The sequence below is a fragment of the Cutibacterium equinum genome, assembly GCF_028021195.1.
Lineage (GTDB): Bacteria > Actinomycetota > Actinomycetes > Propionibacteriales > Propionibacteriaceae > Cutibacterium > Cutibacterium equinum.
Genome location: NZ_CP115668.1, coordinates 142,727 through 160,764 on the forward strand (window position 1 = coordinate 142,727; position 18,038 = coordinate 160,764).

Here is an 18,038-nt window from a genome sequence, read left to right on the forward strand (position 1 = left end):
TGAAAGAGGGCCGCAAAAAGGCGAAAAAATTAGGTGACCCTTATTTCTTGCACAGACGTTTGATCGTTCGTTCAGCAATTGAACGGAAGTTCTTGACGCTTGCTGGAAATGGTCCTACCATACTAATGGTCGGACCAAATCGGCCCGGTCTTGCCAATGGTTCGCCGACCTGAGGCAATGGTTGAACAACGGAGTTCTTCGATGGTTCTTTTACAGACCTTCACCCCATCGGCCAACCCGCTCGGCACGCAGTGGCTCTCGGCCCTCCTTGCCGTGCTGCCAGTGCTGGCCATGCTCATCACCCTTGGTGCGCTGCGCTGGAAGGCGCATCTGGCTGGCCTCTTCTCGTGGGGCGTCGCCCTCGTCGTGGCAGTCACCGCATTTCACATGCCGATCGGTATGGCACTCTCCTCCAGCGTCCAGGGATTCCTCTACGGCTTGTTCCCGATCTCGTGGATTCTGCTGGGCGCCATCTGGATGTACCAGGTGACGGTCATCTCCGGTCGATTCGACGACCTGCGCCGCACCTTCTTCCTCATCAGTGACGACCCGCGAGTCCTCGGCATCCTCATTGCCTTCTGCTTCGGCGGTCTACTCGAGGCCCTCGCTGGATTCGGTGCCCCGGTCGCCATCGCCGCTGCCATGTTGATCGCCATTGGCTTCGGTAAGTTGCGCGGTGCCGTCACCGCCCTGGTCGCCAATACCGTCCCGGTGGCCTTCGGCGCCGTCGGTCTGCCGGTCCTCATGGCCGCCAAGACTGGTGGTCTGGACGTCGCGATGGTCGCCCCGGTGACCGCCCGTATCTGCGCCGTCCTGTGCCTCGTCGTCCCCTTCCTCATGCTGGCGATCATGGATGGCCGCAAGGGTGTTCGCGAGTGCTGGCCGTTCGGGCTGTTCGTCGGCGTCGTCTTCGGCGTCACCAAGGTCATCGTCGGTGGCACCCCGGTCTACAACCTCACCGAGATCTTCGCTGCCGTCGTCACCGTCGCCCTGTCCCTGCTCTTCCTCAAGGTCTGGAAGCCCAAGGGCGGCCGTGAGGCTGCTGAGCGCATCGGCATCCCGATGGACCCGGCCGTCGAGACCGAGCCCATCGAGGCTCAGGCGGTCGACACCTCCGATCTCACCGGCAATCGCATCTTCATGGCCCTGGTGCCCTACATCCTCGTCATCGTGGTATTCGGCATCGCCGCCATCCCGGCTGTCAAGGAGGGTCTGGCGGCCGCAGACACCAAGATGGCGTGGCCCGGCCTGTCTGGCCTCATGACCACGGGTGGAAAGGCCGCGGCCCACCAGTCCTACACCTGGCAGTGGCTGTCCCAGCCGGGCTTCCTGCTGGCCGTCGTCGCCATCATCGTCGGCCTCATATACAAGGTGTCCCTCTCCGACGTCTTCAAGGAGCTGTGGGTCAACGCCAAGAAGATGAAGTTCTCGATGCTGACCATCGGCCTGGTCGTCGCCCTGGCCTATGTCATGGGTGACTCCGGCCAGACCCTGGCTCTCGGCATGTTCATTGCTGGCGCTGGTGCGGTCTATCCGTTCCTCGCCCCGATCCTGGGCTGGATCGGCACCTACGTCACCGGATCTGACACCTCCGCCAACATCCTGTTCTCCGGCCTGCAGAGCGGCGTCGGTCAGCAGATCGGTGCCGGATCTCACCTCGGTGTCGAGGGCATGCGTCACCTGCTCGTCGGTGCCGGTGCTTCTGGTGGCGTCGTCGGCAAGATGATTTCCCCGCAGTCGCTGACCGTCGCGGCCACCGCGATCGGCTTGGCTGGCGGCGAGTCGGTCATCCTGCGCAAGGTCTTCAAGTTCTCGGTCATCCTGCTCGTCCTGATGTGCATCATCGTCGGCCTCATGTCGACCCCGGTGCTCGGATGGATGGTCCCCTGATTTTGCTGACGGTTGACACCGCCTGGCATCCGTTCATTACCAATGGAGGTCACCATGACAACCACTACGAGCCCTGGTACCAGGGCCGCCTCGCCCGGCTTGCCGGGGGCGGGCATGACCGTCGGGCTGTTCATCACGTGTATCAATGACGTGATGTTCCCCCAGACTGGCGTGGCCGTCACCACCCTGTTGGAGCGTCTGGGCTGCAAGGTTGAGTTCCCGCGGGAGCAGACCTGTTGCGGCCAGATGACGACCAATACCGGATATTTCGACGAGGGTGTTCCCACCGTCCGTCAATACGTGCGGGCCTTCGGGGACTACGACTACGTGGTCGCCCCGTCGGGATCCTGTGTCGCGGCCGTCCGCGATCAGCACCCGATGCTTGCCGAACACGCCGGGGACACCGGACTGCTCAAGGAGATCGAGCACACCAGCAAGACCATCTACGATCTGCCGGAGTTCCTCGTCGACATCCTCGGGGTCACCGACGTTGGCGCCTACTTCCCGCACCGAGTGACGTACCACCCGTCGTGCCACGGCAAGCGTCTGCTGGGTCTGGGAGATCGTCCCTACGAACTGCTCAAGAACGTCCGCGGCATGACCCTGGTCGACCTGCCGATGGCCGAGCAGTGCTGCGGGTTCGGCGGAACCTTCTGCATCAAGAACCCTGACATGAGCGCGGCCATGGCCAACGACAAGGCCCGCCACGTTCGTGAGACCGAGGCGGAGTACGTCGTCGCCGGCGACAACTCCTGCCTCATGAACATTGGTGGTGTGCTGTCTCGCCAGAACTCGGGCGTCAAACCGATTCACATCGCCGAAATCCTCGCCAACACTGAGGAGGACTGACCCATGAGCACGGAACTGCGTCGAGTCACCTACGGAAACCACGGCGTCGCCCGGCTGACCCCGGCCCCCGACAAGCCTGGCCCGTACATGGGTATGCCGAAGTTCTCGAAGGCCGTCAAGGATGAGCTGAACCTGTCGGTGCAGCGCAAGAACATGCGCAATGCCACCACGACGATTCGTAACAAGCGCGCCCTGCGCGTCTCCGAGTCCCCGGACTGGGACGATCTGCGCGACGCCGCCGAAGCCATCAAGAACCGTGTCGGCCGCCACCTGGACCACTACCTGGTCGAGGCCGAGAAGAACCTCACCGCCAACGGTGTCCACGTCCACTGGGCCCGTGACGGCGAGGAGGCCAACCGCATCGTCGCCCAGATCGCCAAGGACAAGGGGGCTGACGAGGTCGTCAAGATCAAGTCGATCACCAGCCAGGAGACCGACCTCAACGAGTACCTCGAGGAGCAGGGCATCGCGGCATGGGAGACCGACCTGGCCGAGCTCATCGTGCAGCTCGGACATGATCGTCCCTCCCACATCGTGGTGCCGGCCATCCACCGCAACCGTGCCGAGGTCCGCGAGATTTTCCTCCACGAGATGAAGAACTATGGCCGTCCGGCACCCGAGGACATCTCGGAGAACCCGCCGGAGCTGACCAACGCGGCCCGGCTGCACCTGCGCGAGAAGTTCCTGCGCGCCAAGATGGCGGTTTCGGGTGGCAATTTCGTTCTCGCCGACACCGGTTCCCTGGTGATCGTCGAGTCCGAGGGCAATGGCCGTATGTGCCTGACCCTGCCCGACACCCTGGTGTCCATCGTCGGCATCGAGAAGGTGCTGCCAACCTTCGACGACCTCGAGGTCTTCCTCAAGCTGCTGCCCCGCTCGGCCACCGGTGAGCGGATGAACCCGTACAACTCGGTGTGGAGCGGCGTGACCGACGGTGATGGCCCGCAGGAGCAGCACGTCATCTTCCTCGACAACGGTCGTACTGACGTGCTGGCCGACACCCTTGGCCGTGAGGCGCTGCGCTGCATTCGTTGCGCGTCGTGCATCAATATTTGCCCGGTTTACGAGCGCGCCGGTGGTCATGCCTACGGTTCGGTGTACCCCGGCCCGATTGGGGCGGTGCTTACTCCGCAACTGCGTGGCGTCGATCACCCGGTTGACCGTGGTCTGCCCTACGCCTGCTCGCTGTGTGGCGCCTGTAACGAGGTCTGCCCGGTGAAGATCCCCTTCACCGACATCCTCATCAAACTGCGCAACAAGGTTGTCGAGTCCGAGAAGTCCGACAAGATTCCCCAGGACTACGAGATTGCCGGCGAGATGGGGCTCATGAAGACCGCATCGTGGGCGTTCAGCGATTACAAGCACTTCGAGGCGATCCAGGTTGGTTCGCGTGGTATGGGACGTGTCCTGCGCGGCAAGAAGGTGGGGCCGGTTCCGGTGCCGGTGGCGCAGCGGTGGCTCAAGTACCGCGACGTCGATGCGCCCCCGAGCGACACGTTCCGCACCTGGTGGGAGAAGAATAGGGAGGAAAAGCGATGACCACCATCAGCACTGATCCTGTGGCGCGTACTGAGATCCTTGCCCGGATTCGCCGTGCCAGCACCGACATCACCAACCCCGATCCGGTCACCGATGTGCCGGTCGAGTGGAAGTACGGCACTGGCATCGAGATGGACGACGTCGTCGGAACCTTTGTCCAGAAGGTCACCGACTACAAGGCCACCGTCGTGCGAGTCAAGGCGGCTGACGTTCCCAAGGCCATCGTCGAGGGGCTCAAGGCCACCGGTGCACAGCGCAGCGCAGTCGTCCCGGTTGGGCTGGACAAGTCCTGGGTCGAGGCGATCAAGGGTGCCGGTATCGACGCCCGGGCCGACGAGCCCCAGTTGTCCAAGGAGGAGCTCAATGGCACTGACGCCGTTGTCACTGCATCGGCGGTCGGCATTGCTGACACCGGTTCGATCGTCCTGACCCATGTCGAGGACCAGGGGCGGCGGGCCATCACCCTCGTCCCGGACCGCCACGTCTGCGTCATCAAGGCCAGTCAGGTCGTCTCCGACGTCCCGGAGGCCATCCAGATCGTCAAGCCGTCGGTGCACGATGGTCACCCGTTGACCTTCATCTCGGGTGGTTCGGCAACCTCCGACATCGAGTTGGCACGTGTCGATGGCGTCCATGGGCCCCGCAAGCTCTACGTCATCGTCGTGGACGATCAGTGATTCGGACCCTGGCGTGATGAGGCACGCCAGGTAGTTCACACGCGTCCAGGCCAGGCGGTCCCCGGTTTGACCGGGGCCGCCTGGTCGTGTGTCGGTGTGTGGTGATGCGGGTTCTGCGTGCCGGTGGTGCCATCTCTCGTGGCACGGGTCCGTGTCAGGAGCGCGAATACCACACGGGGGTGGGAACAGGGCAGGGCCGTGGGGTGGGGGCGTATTGCGTGCGGGGCTGGCGGGAGGCGCTTGCGTCAATGAGAGTCCGAGCTTCCACTACGTGCGGTGGCAACATCAATGACCCCTGACGCGAGGCCGATCACAGCGAACGGGATGTAGATCCACCAGTGCGTGCCGTGGGTGAGCGCATCGGTGATTTTGACGACGAAGAAACCGGCGACAAGCCAGCCGACGAAGGTCAGGAAGGCGTCGCGCAAAGTGTGTTGAGACATGGTTAGAACCCCTTTAACTAGTGTAGACAGCCGCTGACAGCGTCACCAACGCGGACCCAGCCTTGTGCGTCGGAGCGGCACCAAGCCCAGGCGGTCCCGGTTTACCCGGGCCGCCTGGTCGTGTGTCGGCGTGTGGTGATGCGGGTTCTGCGTGCCGGTGGTGCCATCTCTCGTGGCACGGGTCCGTGTCAGAAGCGGGAATACCACACGGGTGTGGGAGCAGGACAGGACCGTGGGGTGGGGGCGCGCGAGGCGGGAGGAGGAAGACGGCGGCCCGTTAGACTTCCCACACCCGGTCACATCGGGCCATGACAGCGGGGTCGTGGGTGATGACGAGCTTGGCGGCATGGGGGGTCGAGGCCCACAGGTCGTCCATGATGGCGGTGGCCGTCTCGACGTCGAGGTGCTCGCTGGGTTCGTCGAGGATGAGCACATCATGGGCCGAAGGGTCTTCGGATGTGTCGTGGTTGACGAGCACCCGGGCGAGGGAGAGCCGTTGTGCCTCGCCACCGGACAATGTTCCACCGTCCTCGGCCACCATACGGTCGGGGGACATGACGAGTCCGGCTCGCTCCAGCGCGGTGACGACCTCGGCCTCGGTGGCCTCCTTGCAGCCGATGCGCACGTTCTCACTGATTGATGTTGCGAAGACGTGGGCATCCTGGGCCAGGTACCTCACCCGTCCGGTCGTCGTAACCCTCCCGGCGACCGGGGGAATGAGGCCCATGACGGTCGCGGCCAGGGTCGTCTTGCCAATCCCCGACCGTCCGACGACGGCCACCGACTCCCCGGCAGCGACCGTCAGGTTGACGTCCTCCAGCACCGGGCGACCGCCAGGCCACCCGACGGTCAAACCCTCGATGACCAGGGACGGCTCGTCTTCAGATGCTCCGGCGGTGGGAGAGTCTCCTGTCCCGACCTGGGGGGCATCCAACACCTCGACGACCCGCAGCAGGGCTGCCTTGGCCCGGGTATGGGTCTGGGCAGCTCCGGTGAAGGCACCGAACACCTCGTGGAGGGCCAGTGGGGTCAGGACCAGCACGGCCAGGGTGCGCCCACCAATGCGTCCATCAGCAACCGCATTGCCACCGATCCACAGGGCCGAGACGACGGCCACTCCGGCTGCCAGGATCTGTCCGGCGGTGCCGAGACCGCGTCCCCAGGCTGCTTTGCGCTCTGCGGCTCGCAGCCGGGAGTCGACCTCCAGCACGGAGCCCAGGATGGCATCCTGGGCTCCGTAAGCGACCAGGTCAGGGGCACAGTGAGCCAGTTCACGGGTGCGGGATGCGAGCTCACCGCGTAGCGGCACCACAGCAGAGTCGGCGGAGTGGGACACACGCTTGGTGATGGCCGGCATGACGACGGCGGCCAGCAGCGCCGACAGCAGCAGCACCGCAGCCGAGGCCAGCGAGAACTGGGCCAGCAGCGCCGTCGTCGCAATGATGACAAGGCTTGACGCACACGCCGGCACGATGACCCGCACGACCATGTCAAGCACCGCGTCGACGTCCGCCGTCACTCGAACCAGCAGGTCGCCACGGCGTCGTCCCACCAAGGTCGTGCGTGACAGCCGGTCGTAGACCCGCATTCGCAGCGCCCCTTGCATCCGCAGGGCCAGATCGTGGCCGACCAGGCGCTCGGCGTAGCGGAACACTCCTCGGGAGATGCCGAAGAATCGCACCCCGACAGCGGCGGCTTCCAGGTACAACACCGGCGGTAGTTCTGCGGCTCGCGACAACAACCATGCCGAGACACCCATGAGGGCCACCGATGCGCCGGATGCACATGCGGCCAGCAGGGTGGACAGGACGAGCAACCAACGGCCGCGTGGTACGTCCTTGAGCAGAGTTTTCAGCAACTGGGCGGTCCGCGCGTTCATGCGGCCACCCCCGTTGCGAGGTCGACAACAGTGTCAGCCGCCTCGAGGACATTGTGACGATGGGTCACGACCAGCACCGAGGCTCCCGACGCCCGCACGGCCTGCAACACGGCTGCCTCGGTGGTGGCATCCAGACCTGCGGTCGGCTCGTCGAGGACCAGCAGACCGGCACCGGCCTGTTCGACTCGCACCAGGGCGCGTGCCAGAGCGACACGGCGTCTCTCCCCGGCAGACAGTCCTTCGGCGTCGTCGTCGACTCTCTTGTCCAACGGGATGGACGCGCCGCCACACCGGTCCAGGGACTCACGTAACACGGCGTCAGGGGCTTCCGGGTAGCCCAGCCGCACATTCTGGGCCACCGTCCCGGCCATCATCGCCGGTACTTGGGGCACGTAGGCCAGTTGACGACGCCACGCCTGCCACACCGACTCGTCAGCCCCGACGAGTTCTCGGTCACCCACGAGGATGGACCCGGCGTCGGGGTCGATGAATCCCAACAGGCACGACAGGGTGGTCGTTTTGCCGCCGCCGGAATGTCCAGCCAGGGCGACGAGGTGCCCCGGGTCGATACGTAGGGAAAGGTTGTCGGGGGCGGGCCGATCAGCCCCGTCATAGGTGTGAGTCAGCCCACTGACGACCACCGGCGCATTCCTTGGGGAGGGCATCTCGACGTCGCCGGTCGAGGCCACCGGCCGTCCTGACTCGATGAGTCCGAAGGACACCTCGGCGGCAGCCATCCCGTCGGCGGCGTCGTGGAAGAGGGTGCCCACCTGTCGCACCGGCAGGAACACCTCGGGGGCGAGGATGAGGATGAACAGGGATGTGCGCAGGTCCATGCCGCCTGCGGCCACCCGGAATCCGATGGTGACCGCGACGAGGGCCACTGACAGGGTGGCCAGCAGTTCCAGGACGAAGGAGGACAGGAAGCTGATGCGCAGGGTGCGCATGGTCTCGTCGCGGTTGGCAGCCTCGGTGCGGCGCAGTCCCTCGAGCTGGGCGCGGGCCCGTCCGAAGACCTGCAGGGTCGGCAGGCCGGCGACAAGATCGGAGAAGTGATTGGCCAGCCGGGTGGCGACCTTGAACCGCTTGGCCACGGCCGCCTCGGTGCGCCACCCGATGAGGGCCATGAAGATGGGGATGAGCGGGATCGTCACGACGACGATGATGAGGCTCGTGATGTCCTCAAATCCGATCGCGGTCGCGAGTACCACCGGCACGATGACGGCCAGCACGAGCTGGGGAAGGTACTTCGAGTAGTACCCGTCCAGGGCGTCAAGGCCCGTCGTCACCACGTTGATGAGGGTTCCCGATGGCATCGTTGCCTCGGTGGGGCGAGACAACCTGGCGCTCAAGATGTCGCGTCGCAACTGGGACTTGACCGACGCTGACGCCCGATGGGCCAGGGACTCCTGCAGCCACGCCAGACCGGCGCGGCCACCGAACACCGCAGCGAGCAGTCCGCACCAGCCTGCGATGCCGTCGAGACGGTGGGTGGTGAAGACCGAGGAGATGCCACGGGACAACAACCAGGCCTGTGCGAGGATGAGCACGGCTGTCGCCACGCCCACCACGCACAGACCTGCGAGGAAGACAAGAGTGGCCCGCGCCCGGCGAACCAGGCGCGGGTCAAGTGGAGCTGCCACGGATCAGGCGGCCACCGCAGTGTCCGGGATGGCTTCACGGGTGAGGCGCTTGCGGAACACCCAGTAGCTCCAGATCTGGTAGGCCAGCACGATCGGCACGAAGACACAGGCGCTGATGGTCATGATCTTCAGGGTGTACGGCGTCGACGAGGCGATCCACATGTCGAAGGCGATCCCCGACGGGCGGTAACCGAGGTTGCCGTACATGGCGATCATGCAGGCAACGATCATGAGGGCGATACCCACACCGGTGCACAGGAAGGCCAGACCCTCGCGTCCCTTGGCGACGACTGTCGAACCGCCGGCCAGCAGCACGACGACGAGCAGGCAGAGGATCCAGGTCAGCACCTGGCGCCCGTCATTGGTGACGTACATGATGTTGAACATCAGGGCCCACACCAGAGCAACGGCGGTGGCGATCCAGCCCAGCTTGGCCGAGGTCTTGCGAGCCCGGTCGTGCATGTCACCCATCGTCTTGAGAGCGACGAAATTGGCCCCGTGGGCGCAGAAGAGCACCACGAACAGGATGCCGCCGATGAGGGCGAACGGGGTGAACAGCCCCCAGAAGGAGGTCGTCACCAGCGGGGCGACCTCGCCGTCAGGGGTCGGGTGCGGGCCGACGGCCAGGCCGCGGACGAAGTTCGCGAAGCCGACGCCAAGCACCAGGGTGGGCAGGAAGGACCCGATGGTGGCCATCCAGTCGAAGGTGTTGCGCCATGTCGAGGACGGGTGCTTCGAGCGGTACTCGAAGGAGACACCACGGATGATGAGGCCGAGCAGCACCAGCAGCAGCGGCAGGTAGAGGCCGGAGAACATCGTCGCGTACCAGCCGGGGAAGGCCGCGAAGGTGGCGCCACCAGCGGTGAGCAGCCACACCTCGTTGCCGTCCCAAGTCGGGCCGATGGTGTTGACCATGAGGCGACGGTCCTTGTCGTCACGTCCCATGAAGGGAAGTAGCATCGCGACGCCGAAGTCGAAGCCTTCGAGGAAGAAGAATCCAACCCACAGGACGGTGATGAGGATGAACCACACGATCGTCAGGGGCGAATGAGCAGCAGTTTCAAGCACAGGAAACATGTCGGTGACCTCCTCAGTATGCGAAGGACAGCGGAGTGTCCTCGCCCTCGACAGCAGGTTGACGACTCGAGGGCAGTTCGGGCAGGCCCTTCTTGAGGGTCTTCCAGAACAGGCTCACCTCGACGACGGCCAAGATGCCGTACACCGCCGTGTAGACGATGGTCGAGAAGAGCACGCTGCCGGCAGAAACACCGGGTGAGACAGCCGCCGTGGTGGGCAGCACACCGGCGACGATCCAGGGCTGACGTCCCATTTCGGAGAAGATCCAGCCGATGGAGTTGCCGAACAGCGGCAGCAGTGGCAGGCAGATCATGAAGAAGGTCAGCCAGCCGTGCCGCTTCGGGTTACGGTCACCGCGCATCGAGATGAGCATGATGAGACCGATGAGCCCGCCGATCAAACCGAGGGCGATCATCATTCGGAAGGTCCAGTAGGAGACCGGGATGTTCGGCTCCAGTTCGATGCCATTGGCGTCAATCTTCTGGCGCAGCACCTCCTGGTAGGAGGACTGCAGGGAGGTCTGCGAGCCGTCCTTGCGGTGGTAGGTGTACTCGTGAACTTGGTAGTTGCTGAGCTCGTTGATGCCCTTGATCGTTGACCCCCACTCGCCATTGCTGAGGAAGCCGAGCATGCCGGGGATCTTGATGGCCCACACCTCTTCGTCACCGTTCTTGTCGCCGATGGTCAGCAGCGAGAAGTCCGAGGTTGTGTCGAAGGCGCCTTCAGCGGCGGCCATCTTCATGGGCTGGGCGTCGGTCATGACCTTGCCCTGGTAGTCACCGCTGAGCACGATGCCGACGCAGGCGACGACGAGCACCCAGGCTCCGAACTTGGAAGCCCAACGCCAGGTGCGCACGGTCTCGGCCTCCTCGGCGTCAGAAATCTGGGAGGTGCGACGTCCCTTGGCGACCTTGGCCAGGTGCCAGAAGGCGATTGCGGCGATGAGGGCTCCTGCGACCATGTAGCACGCGGAAATCTGGTGCAGGAAGGTTGCCTTGAAGACCGGATTGGTGAGAACGGCACCGAAATCGGTCAACTCAGCCCGGTGAGTGGTGGGGTTGTACGTGGCACCTACGGGGTTTTGCATCCACGAGTTGGCCGCCAGGATGAACACCGCGGAAATCATGGTGCCAACGGCGGCCAGATAGATGCACGCCAGGTGCACTCCCTTGGGAAGCTTCTCCCATCCGAAGATCCACAGGCCGATGAAGGTTGACTCCATGAAGAAGGCAAGCAGAGCCTCGAGGGCCAGCGGGGCGCCGAAGATGTCTCCGACGAATCGGGAGTACTCCGACCAGTTCATGCCGAACTGGAACTCCTGCACGATGCCGGTGACGACGCCAAGGGCGAAGTTGATGAGGAAGAGCTTGCCGTAGAACTTGGTCAGGCGAAGGTAACGGTCGTTGCGGGTCTTGAGCCACACCGTCTGCATCACTGCCACGAGCATCGATAGCGCGATCGTGATCGGGACGAAGAAGAAGTGGTAGACCGTCGTGATCCCGAATTGCCATCGGGCGATCAGTTGGGCATCCATGGCGCGCACCCTACTATTCGACACCCACGGTTTTGGTACGCGGGGTCGCGTTGCGCCAAAACGGACGAAAAATTGTGTACCAACGTCTGTCGACAGCGGCTTGGCGAGGCGCAGCACGTCGGGTTCCGGGTGTCGGTAGGCTGTGAGACACCGAATCCGCTGTGTCGTGAGAGGTGACGATGAGACCCAAGCTGGCCCTCGTGGTGGCGGGGGTGCTTCTCGTCGGCGCAGCCGCGTGCTCACGGGCGTCGATCCCATTTGCCAAACACAGTTCCGACAACTCGGTCGAGGTGTGGCATCGGATGTCCATGGGCTCTGATCTGCCGAGCCTGGAGAGCGCCGGTCACGAGTATCAGCGTCGCAATCCTGGTGTGAACCTCTCCGTGCACGCGATGTCGTCGACGACTGAGGAGTACCTCGCCACCTTGGAGACGTCGGTTGAGGAGGGCAAGGCTCCCTGTATGGCCCAGGTGCCGAGCGCATCGGTGGCGAAGTTGGCTCATGACGGGATGCTGGAGGACGTCACCCAGTACGCCGAGCAGTACCGCGACAAGTATGACCGTGGCCCGATGTCACAGGTCGCCTATCAGGGGCGGACGTACGGGCTGCCGATGGACACCTCCCCGATGGTCCTGTTCTACGATTCCGACGCTTGGGCCCAGGCCCAGGTGTCTCCCCCGACCAACTGGCAGGAGTTCCGCGCGGCAGCGACGACGTTGGCGTCGCGGGGTAAGGCGGTCTCAGATCTGCCGATGGACCAGACCGGCTGGCTGGCAGCCATGTCTGACACAACGGGGTCCCCATGGTTCGTCCCGGTCGATGACACCACATGGCGGGTTGGGATTGATTCTGAGGGGGTGCGCACGCTCACCGATCAGTTACAGCAGATGGTCGACGCCAAACAGCTCGTCGTCTCCCGCGGATGGGAGTCGGTGCACGCGGATTTCTCCTCCGGGAAGATCGTCGGGCACATTGGCGTTCCTGCGGATCTTCCGGACCTCAAGGCTGCTGTTGGGGCCGGGCAGCATCACTGGAAAGTTGCCACAATTCCTCCGCTGGACGGTCATGATTCGCGAGTGTCGTCGTATCAGAGTTCGTCGTGGGTGATCCTCAAAGGGTGCACGAGTCCGCGAGAGGCACTGGGTTTTGCTGATGCTCTCGACAGTGAGCCTGATGTGCTGACGGGACGTGGGCTCATTCCTGCTGGTCAGATCGAGGACATGACCACACCGGCATCGTTGGAGACATTGGTGGGTGACGAAGATGTCGTCGGGGACCTGGCTGATGTGGGCCGCAAGATTGGCGATGACTCCTCGACCTCGCCGGTGTGGGATGAGGTTGTGGCGGCCTGGCACCCCGCTGCGACACTGTGGGGGACGAAGACGAAGGTCTCTGGGAAGCTGCCGGGGTTGGCCGCGACAGCCAGGAGTGCCCTGGTCGCTGCTGGGTTGCACGTGTCCGAAGGGTGACGTGGCCGCTCATCTGGGGGTCTGGCGTGGGGTGGCGCTGAAACGGCGCAGACGGAATCGTCGCCTTGACTGCTGTTCGATAGAATTCCCCGGTGAGTTCTGACACCGTTTCCAGCCAGTCCCCTGAGGTCTCCGAGCAGATGCAGGTCCGTCTCGACAAGCGGGCCCGGATCATCGCCGATGGAGGCCAGGCCTATCCGGTTGACCTGCTGCGTGACCACACCCTGGCCCAGATCCGTCAGAAGTACACCGACGACAACGGCGAGTTGACCCTAGCTGCGGGGGAGGAGACGACCGACGAGGTCACCATCGGCGGGCGCGTCGTCTTCGTCCGCAACACCGGAAAGCTCTGCTTCGCCAGCTTGCAGGACGGGTTCACTGAAACCTCCAACGGTGAGCGTCTGCAGGTCATGGTTTCCAAGGCTGAGGTGGGCGAGGAGTCCTTGGCTGCCTGGAAGACCGACGTCGACCTGGGTGACCACGTGTGGGTGCGCGGCCGTGTCGTCGTTTCGCGTCGGGGTGAGCTGTCCATCATGGCCTCCGAGTGGCGGATGGCCTCCAAGGCCCTGCGTCCCCTGCCGACCCTCCACAAGGAGCTCTCCGAGGAGACCCGGGTCCGCCGTCGCTACGCCGACATGGTGGTGCGCGACGAGTCTCGTCAGATGGTGCGCACCCGCGCCATCATCACCCGCGCGGTGCGTCACGCCCTCGATGATCGTGGCTTCCTGGAGATCGAGACCCCGATTCTGCAGCTGGTCCACGGTGGTGCCGCGGCTCGTCCGTTCAACACCCACCTCAATGCTTTCGACATCGACATGAGCCTGCGCATCGCCCTCGAGCTCTACCTCAAGCGCGCGATGGTTGGCGGCACCGACCGGGTCTACGAGATGGGGCGTGTCTTCCGCAACGAGGGCATTGATTCCAGCCATTCCGCTGAGTTCTCCATGCTTGAGGCCTACATGAGCTGGGGCAACCAGTTCACCATCGCCGAGGTCATCAAGGACATCATCATGGAGGTCGCCGATGCCCTCGACGTCCACCAGATCGAGACCCCGAAGGGCACCATCGATCTCGACGGGGAATGGCGCTGGGTCAGCGTCTACCCGGGGCTGTCCGAGAAGCTGGGACGCGAGGTCACCCTCGACACCCCGTTGGAGGAACTGCAGGCCATCGCGGCCGAGCACCAGATCGAGCTCGACCCCTCCTGGGAGGCCGGCAAGGTCGTCATGGAGCTCTTCGGCGAGCTGGTCGAGCCCGAACTCATCAACCCGACCTTCGTCTGTGACTACCCTGCCATTGCGCAGCCGCTGGCCCGCCCGCACCGCGACGATCCCCGCATGGTCGAGGCCTGGGACCTCATCATCGGTGGCATGGAGCGCGGTACTGGGTTCTCCGAGCTTGTCGATCCCGTCATCCAGCGTGAGGTGCTCACCAAGCAGTCCCTGGCTGCTGCGGCCGGCGACCCGGAGGCCATGCAGCTCGACGAGGACTTCCTCGAGGCCCTCGAGTTCGGCTGCCCGCCCATGGGTGGTCTGGGACTAGGCCTGGACCGCTTGGTGATGCTGTTCACCAATGCCGGTATCCGTGAGACGATCCTGTTCCCGCTGCTCAAGCCCGAGCGCTGACATGTGAGGCCCGTCGGGAATGTCCCGGCGGGCCTTCTTGTGGGGTGGCTCGGTAGGTGTGGGTGGCACTGGAGTTGTGGTGTGGTCCTGGAGTTGTGAGGGCCAGCCGCGTCCAGGGCGGATCCAACCAAGGAAAGGGATCTGTCGCGCTCAGGGATCCGCGCTTTCCTGCCCTCCCGTTTCACCTGCGCCAGTTGTGCCTCACCTGCGCCAGAAAAATTGGCGCAGGTGAGGCACAACTGGCGCAGCTGGGTAGGAAGGCGCAGGTAGGTAGAACTGGCGCGCCGTTTGCGTCAGCTCACTTCCACAAGGTGGCGACGCCGAAACCGGCAGCCATGAGGCACATGCCGATGAGGACGTTCCAGTCGCCAAGGTCTTTCATGCCAGGGATCTGATTACCGGCAATGTAATAGACGATCAGCCACAGCACGCCGAGCAGGAAGAGGGGGACGAACACCTTCGGCACCCAGGAACGGTCGACCGGTGCGGCCTTCTTCTCGGTCCGGCGCTCCTCGGCCTTGACCCGGTTCTTGGCCTGGGCCTTCTTCTTGGCTTGCGGTCTGACCTTGGATTCGGGCACGGTGACTACTCCTGGGGTTTCGAGGACACGCCCACCGAGCGTGATGGGACAAGTCTTACTTGACTAGCCTAGAGGACGATCGCCGATCGCGGCGACACGGGTCAACCTGCGAGGAGGGACGATGAGCGAGGACAACGACCCTGAAGACCCCGAGGACGCCATTGGTGGCCCCCTCATCCAGGACATTCGCTCAGATTCCCGGCACCCACGTCTGGCCAGGGTCGCCACCGTGCTGGTCACGGCAATGGCTGGCTTCATGATGACGACGGCAGCGGTCAATTCCCGTGGTCACGACCTTCGCCCCGAACGCGACACCGACATGGCGACCCTCGTCCGAAACCAAGCCAGCCACAATGCTGCCCTGCACAAGGAGGCGGCCAGTCTGAGAGCCCAGGTTGACCAGCTCTCCAAGGCCGAGCAGACCCCAGGCGTCACGTCCTCGGTCGTCTCATCGGCCTCAGCGCTGGCGCCCGAAGTAGGGCTGGGAGCCGTCAGCGGCAAGGCCCTGCGGGTCACCCTTGATGACGCCCCCCTCAGCGAGAATCCCGACGGCGTCGACGCCAACATGCTCGTCGTCCACCAGCAGGACATCCAGATGGTCGTCAACACGCTGTGGGCCGGGGGAGCGGAAGCCATGACCATCCAGGGACAACGGGTCATCTCCACGACTGCCGTCAAATGTGTCGGCAATACCGTCGTCCTCCACGGGGTCGCCTATGCCCCTCCGTACGTCATCGAGGCGATTGGTGACCGCGACGCCATGGAGGAAGCCCTCGACAGCTCCGAGGCGGTGCGCATCTACAAGGAGTACGTGAGCGCCTACCAGTTGGGATGGTCGGTGGAAAGGCTGGGAACGGTCACGGCTCCCGCCTACACCGGCACGGTCCCCATGGACTACGCCACCCCTCGCTGACTCAGCCGTGAGTTGACGGGCTGGTCGGCGGTTCCGGAGCCGGTGCGATTGACGCCGAGGTGCCCTCGCTCGGAGCGGAGGTCGTCGGTGCCGCTTGAGTCGGTTCCGGGGGTGCCTCGGCGACGACCACCTTGATGGCGGTCGACCTCTTGGCGACGGCCCCGTAATCCGGTTCCTGCCTGAAGATCGTTCCCGGTGTGGCTGACGTAGTCGTCTGGCGCTCCACGGAGATGGAGAATCCGCTCGAACTGGCGGCGGAGTTGGCCTCGTCGATGCTCATACCCTTGAGGTTGGGCACAATTGAGTTGCCGGTCGCGATCGTCAACGTCACCTGCTGGTCAGGGGTCAGAGACGTTCCCGCGGCGGGGCTGACGGAGTCAACCGCGCCTGCTTTGGCGGTGTTTGGCTCGGTTGAGGGGTCATCGTTGGCAATCTTGATCTGATCCCTGGAGAATCCGGCGTCCTCAAGGGCCTTGATGGCATCCGACTTCGGCATACCGACGATGTTCTGCGGGATCGTCAGCTTCTTGGGCCCGTCATTGACGGTGACCGTCACCTCGCTGCCCTCGGGAACCTTCTGGTTGGCAGCAGGCTTTTGGGAGATGACCTGGTTGGCCGTCGACTCGTCCTTCTGGACGTGCTGGACCTTCACCTTGAGGCCGGCGTTCTCCAAGGTCGAGGTGGCTCCTTGCTGACTCAGACCAGTGACTGCCGGGACGTCGACCATCTTGATGGTAGGAGATGGCGTCGGAGACGGCGAGGAATTCGAGGAAGGCCCGAGTATCTTGTACAACCCGAATCCGAGGAGGGCGACCAACACCACTGTCAGGATTGTGACGAGGGCCACCGGCCAGCGTTTGCGTCGTGGCTCCTCGGGTTCCGAGGGACTTGTGGCTCGAGCAGGACTGGCCTCCCGCTCTTCGGGCGACGCGGTGGCCGGGGCCATGCGAGTTGAGGCGGCAGGTGCCACAGCAGGCGGGATGAGGTGAGTCTCCTGCTGGGTGTCAGCCTCCGGATCGGCGTGTGTCTGCATCGCCAGCGGCTCGCGCCCTGACAGCAGGCGATCAATGTCATCACGCATCTGCTTGGCAGTCTGGTAGCGATCAGCCGGTTCCTTGGCCAGCGCCTTGAGTGCGATGGCGTCCATCTCTCGAGTGATCTCGGAATCCAGCGAGGATGGCGGGGTCGGGATCTCGCGGACGTGTTGGTAGGCCACCGAGACGGGGGAATCGCCGACGAAGGGCGGGCGTCCGACGAGTAACTCGTACAACAGGCAGCCGGTGGCATAGATGTCGGCTCGATTGTCGACGGTTTCGCCGCGAGCCTGCTCCGGGGAGAGGTACTGGGCGGTCCCGATGACGGCAGCCGTCTGGGTCATGGTGGCCGAGGTGTCGGCAACCGCCCGGGCGATGCCGAAGTCCATCACCTTGACGTATCCCTCGCGGGTGAGCATGACGTTGGCCGGCTTGATGTCACGGTGAACGATGCCGGCGGCGTGGGAGTAGCTCAGCGCATCGAGCACACCTTGGGTGAACTCCAGGGCGCGGCGGGGAAGGATCTTGCGACCGTCGCGCAGCACATCGCGCAGGGTGTGACCGTCAATGAGTTCCATGACGATGTAGGGCACCTGCAGGCCGGTGGCCGGATCCTTCGTCTCACCGGTGTCATAGACGGCAACGATGTTCGGATGATTGAGGCGTGCAGCCGACTGCGCCTCACGCTGGAACCGTGCCTGGAAGGTGTCGTCACTGGCGAGGTCGGTGCGCAGCCTCTTGACCGCGACGTCACGACCGAGACGGTGGTCGCGGGCCTTCCAGACATCGGCCATGCCGCCACGGCCGATGATGGTCTGCAGTTCGTAACGCCCGGAGAGCCAACTCTCAGTGCTCATTGAGGGACCTCCTTGGTGGTGAGACGTGA

Annotated in this window: 14 protein-coding genes; 7 read left to right on the top strand and 7 right to left on the bottom strand. The window is 64.2% G+C overall.

Annotated features, from left to right (window positions below):
• Nucleotides 1–201: 201 nt before the first annotated feature.
• From O6R08_RS00575 to O6R08_RS00590, 4 genes are read left to right on the top strand one after another with little or no spacing between them, the layout of a single operon-like run.
• On the top strand, nt 202–1,890 hold the full coding sequence (locus O6R08_RS00575; RefSeq protein ID WP_271418279.1) for an L-lactate permease: 1,689 nt from the start codon (nt 202–204) through the stop codon (nt 1,888–1,890).
• A gap of 42 nt (nt 1,891–1,932) precedes the next feature.
• Nucleotides 1,933–2,739, top strand: coding sequence for a (Fe-S)-binding protein (locus O6R08_RS00580; protein ID WP_271418280.1), 807 nt, complete (start codon nt 1,933–1,935; stop codon nt 2,737–2,739).
• 3 nt (nt 2,740–2,742) lie between these two features.
• Entirely contained in the window at nt 2,743–4,278 is a 1,536-nt protein-coding gene (locus O6R08_RS00585; RefSeq protein ID WP_271418281.1) for a LutB/LldF family L-lactate oxidation iron-sulfur protein, read from the top strand.
• On the top strand, nt 4,275–4,955 hold the full coding sequence (locus tag O6R08_RS00590; RefSeq protein WP_271418282.1) for a LutC/YkgG family protein: 681 nt from the start codon (nt 4,275–4,277) through the stop codon (nt 4,953–4,955). Before O6R08_RS00585 ends, O6R08_RS00590 begins: the two co-directional genes overlap by 4 nt.
• 245 nt (nt 4,956–5,200) lie before the next feature.
• On the opposite strand, the gene O6R08_RS00595 is transcribed toward O6R08_RS00590, so the two are convergent.
• The 5 genes from O6R08_RS00595 to O6R08_RS00615 form a co-directional block, all read right to left on the bottom strand.
• Nucleotides 5,201–5,398: a hypothetical protein gene (locus tag O6R08_RS00595; RefSeq protein ID WP_271418283.1), complete on the bottom strand. Its 198-nt coding sequence runs from the start codon at nt 5,396–5,398 to the stop codon at nt 5,201–5,203.
• Between the two features lie 277 nt (nt 5,399–5,675).
• Nucleotides 5,676–7,277 (bottom strand): thiol reductant ABC exporter subunit CydC, encoded by a 1,602-nt coding sequence (cydC, locus tag O6R08_RS00600; RefSeq protein WP_271418284.1) that lies wholly within the window; start codon nt 7,275–7,277, stop codon nt 5,676–5,678.
• Complete coding sequence (gene cydD / locus O6R08_RS00605; RefSeq protein ID WP_271419134.1) at nt 7,274–8,848, bottom strand: thiol reductant ABC exporter subunit CydD; 1,575 nt, start codon at nt 8,846–8,848, stop codon at nt 7,274–7,276. The genes cydC and cydD overlap by 4 nt, the downstream gene beginning before the upstream one ends.
• A 75-nt stretch (nt 8,849–8,923) precedes the next feature.
• Nucleotides 8,924–9,997: a cytochrome d ubiquinol oxidase subunit II gene (gene cydB, locus O6R08_RS00610; RefSeq protein ID WP_271418285.1), complete on the bottom strand. Its 1,074-nt coding sequence runs from the start codon at nt 9,995–9,997 to the stop codon at nt 8,924–8,926.
• Between the two features lie 13 nt (nt 9,998–10,010).
• A complete protein-coding gene (locus O6R08_RS00615) occupies nt 10,011–11,531 on the bottom strand; it encodes a cytochrome ubiquinol oxidase subunit I (protein ID WP_271418286.1) in 1,521 nt (506 codons plus the stop codon).
• 179 nt (nt 11,532–11,710) lie between these two features.
• Between O6R08_RS00615 and O6R08_RS00620 the strand changes: the two genes are divergently transcribed.
• Nucleotides 11,711–13,000, top strand: a complete 1,290-nt coding sequence (locus O6R08_RS00620; RefSeq protein WP_271418287.1) for an ABC transporter substrate-binding protein — start codon at nt 11,711–11,713, stop codon at nt 12,998–13,000.
• A gap of 92 nt (nt 13,001–13,092) precedes the next feature.
• Entirely contained in the window at nt 13,093–14,625 is a 1,533-nt protein-coding gene (gene lysS / locus O6R08_RS00625) for a lysine--tRNA ligase (RefSeq protein WP_333907902.1), read from the top strand.
• A 298-nt stretch (nt 14,626–14,923) separates the two neighbouring features.
• Here the strand turns inward: lysS and O6R08_RS00630 are convergent, their stop codons facing one another.
• A complete protein-coding gene (locus O6R08_RS00630; protein WP_271418288.1) occupies nt 14,924–15,205 on the bottom strand; it encodes a cell division protein CrgA in 282 nt (93 codons plus the stop codon).
• 121 nt (nt 15,206–15,326) lie between these two features.
• On the opposite strand from O6R08_RS00630, the gene O6R08_RS00635 reads away from it, so the two are divergent.
• Nucleotides 15,327–16,118 carry a DUF881 domain-containing protein gene (locus O6R08_RS00635; protein ID WP_271418289.1) on the top strand — a complete coding sequence of 264 codons (792 nt, stop codon included), beginning with the start codon at nt 15,327–15,329 and terminating at the stop codon, nt 16,116–16,118.
• 1 nt (nt 16,119) lies between these two features.
• On the opposite strand, the gene pknB is transcribed toward O6R08_RS00635, so the two are convergent.
• Nucleotides 16,120–18,009, bottom strand: a complete 1,890-nt coding sequence (gene pknB / locus O6R08_RS00640; RefSeq protein ID WP_271418290.1) for a Stk1 family PASTA domain-containing Ser/Thr kinase — start codon at nt 18,007–18,009, stop codon at nt 16,120–16,122.
• Between the last annotated feature and the right edge of the window lie 29 nt (nt 18,010–18,038).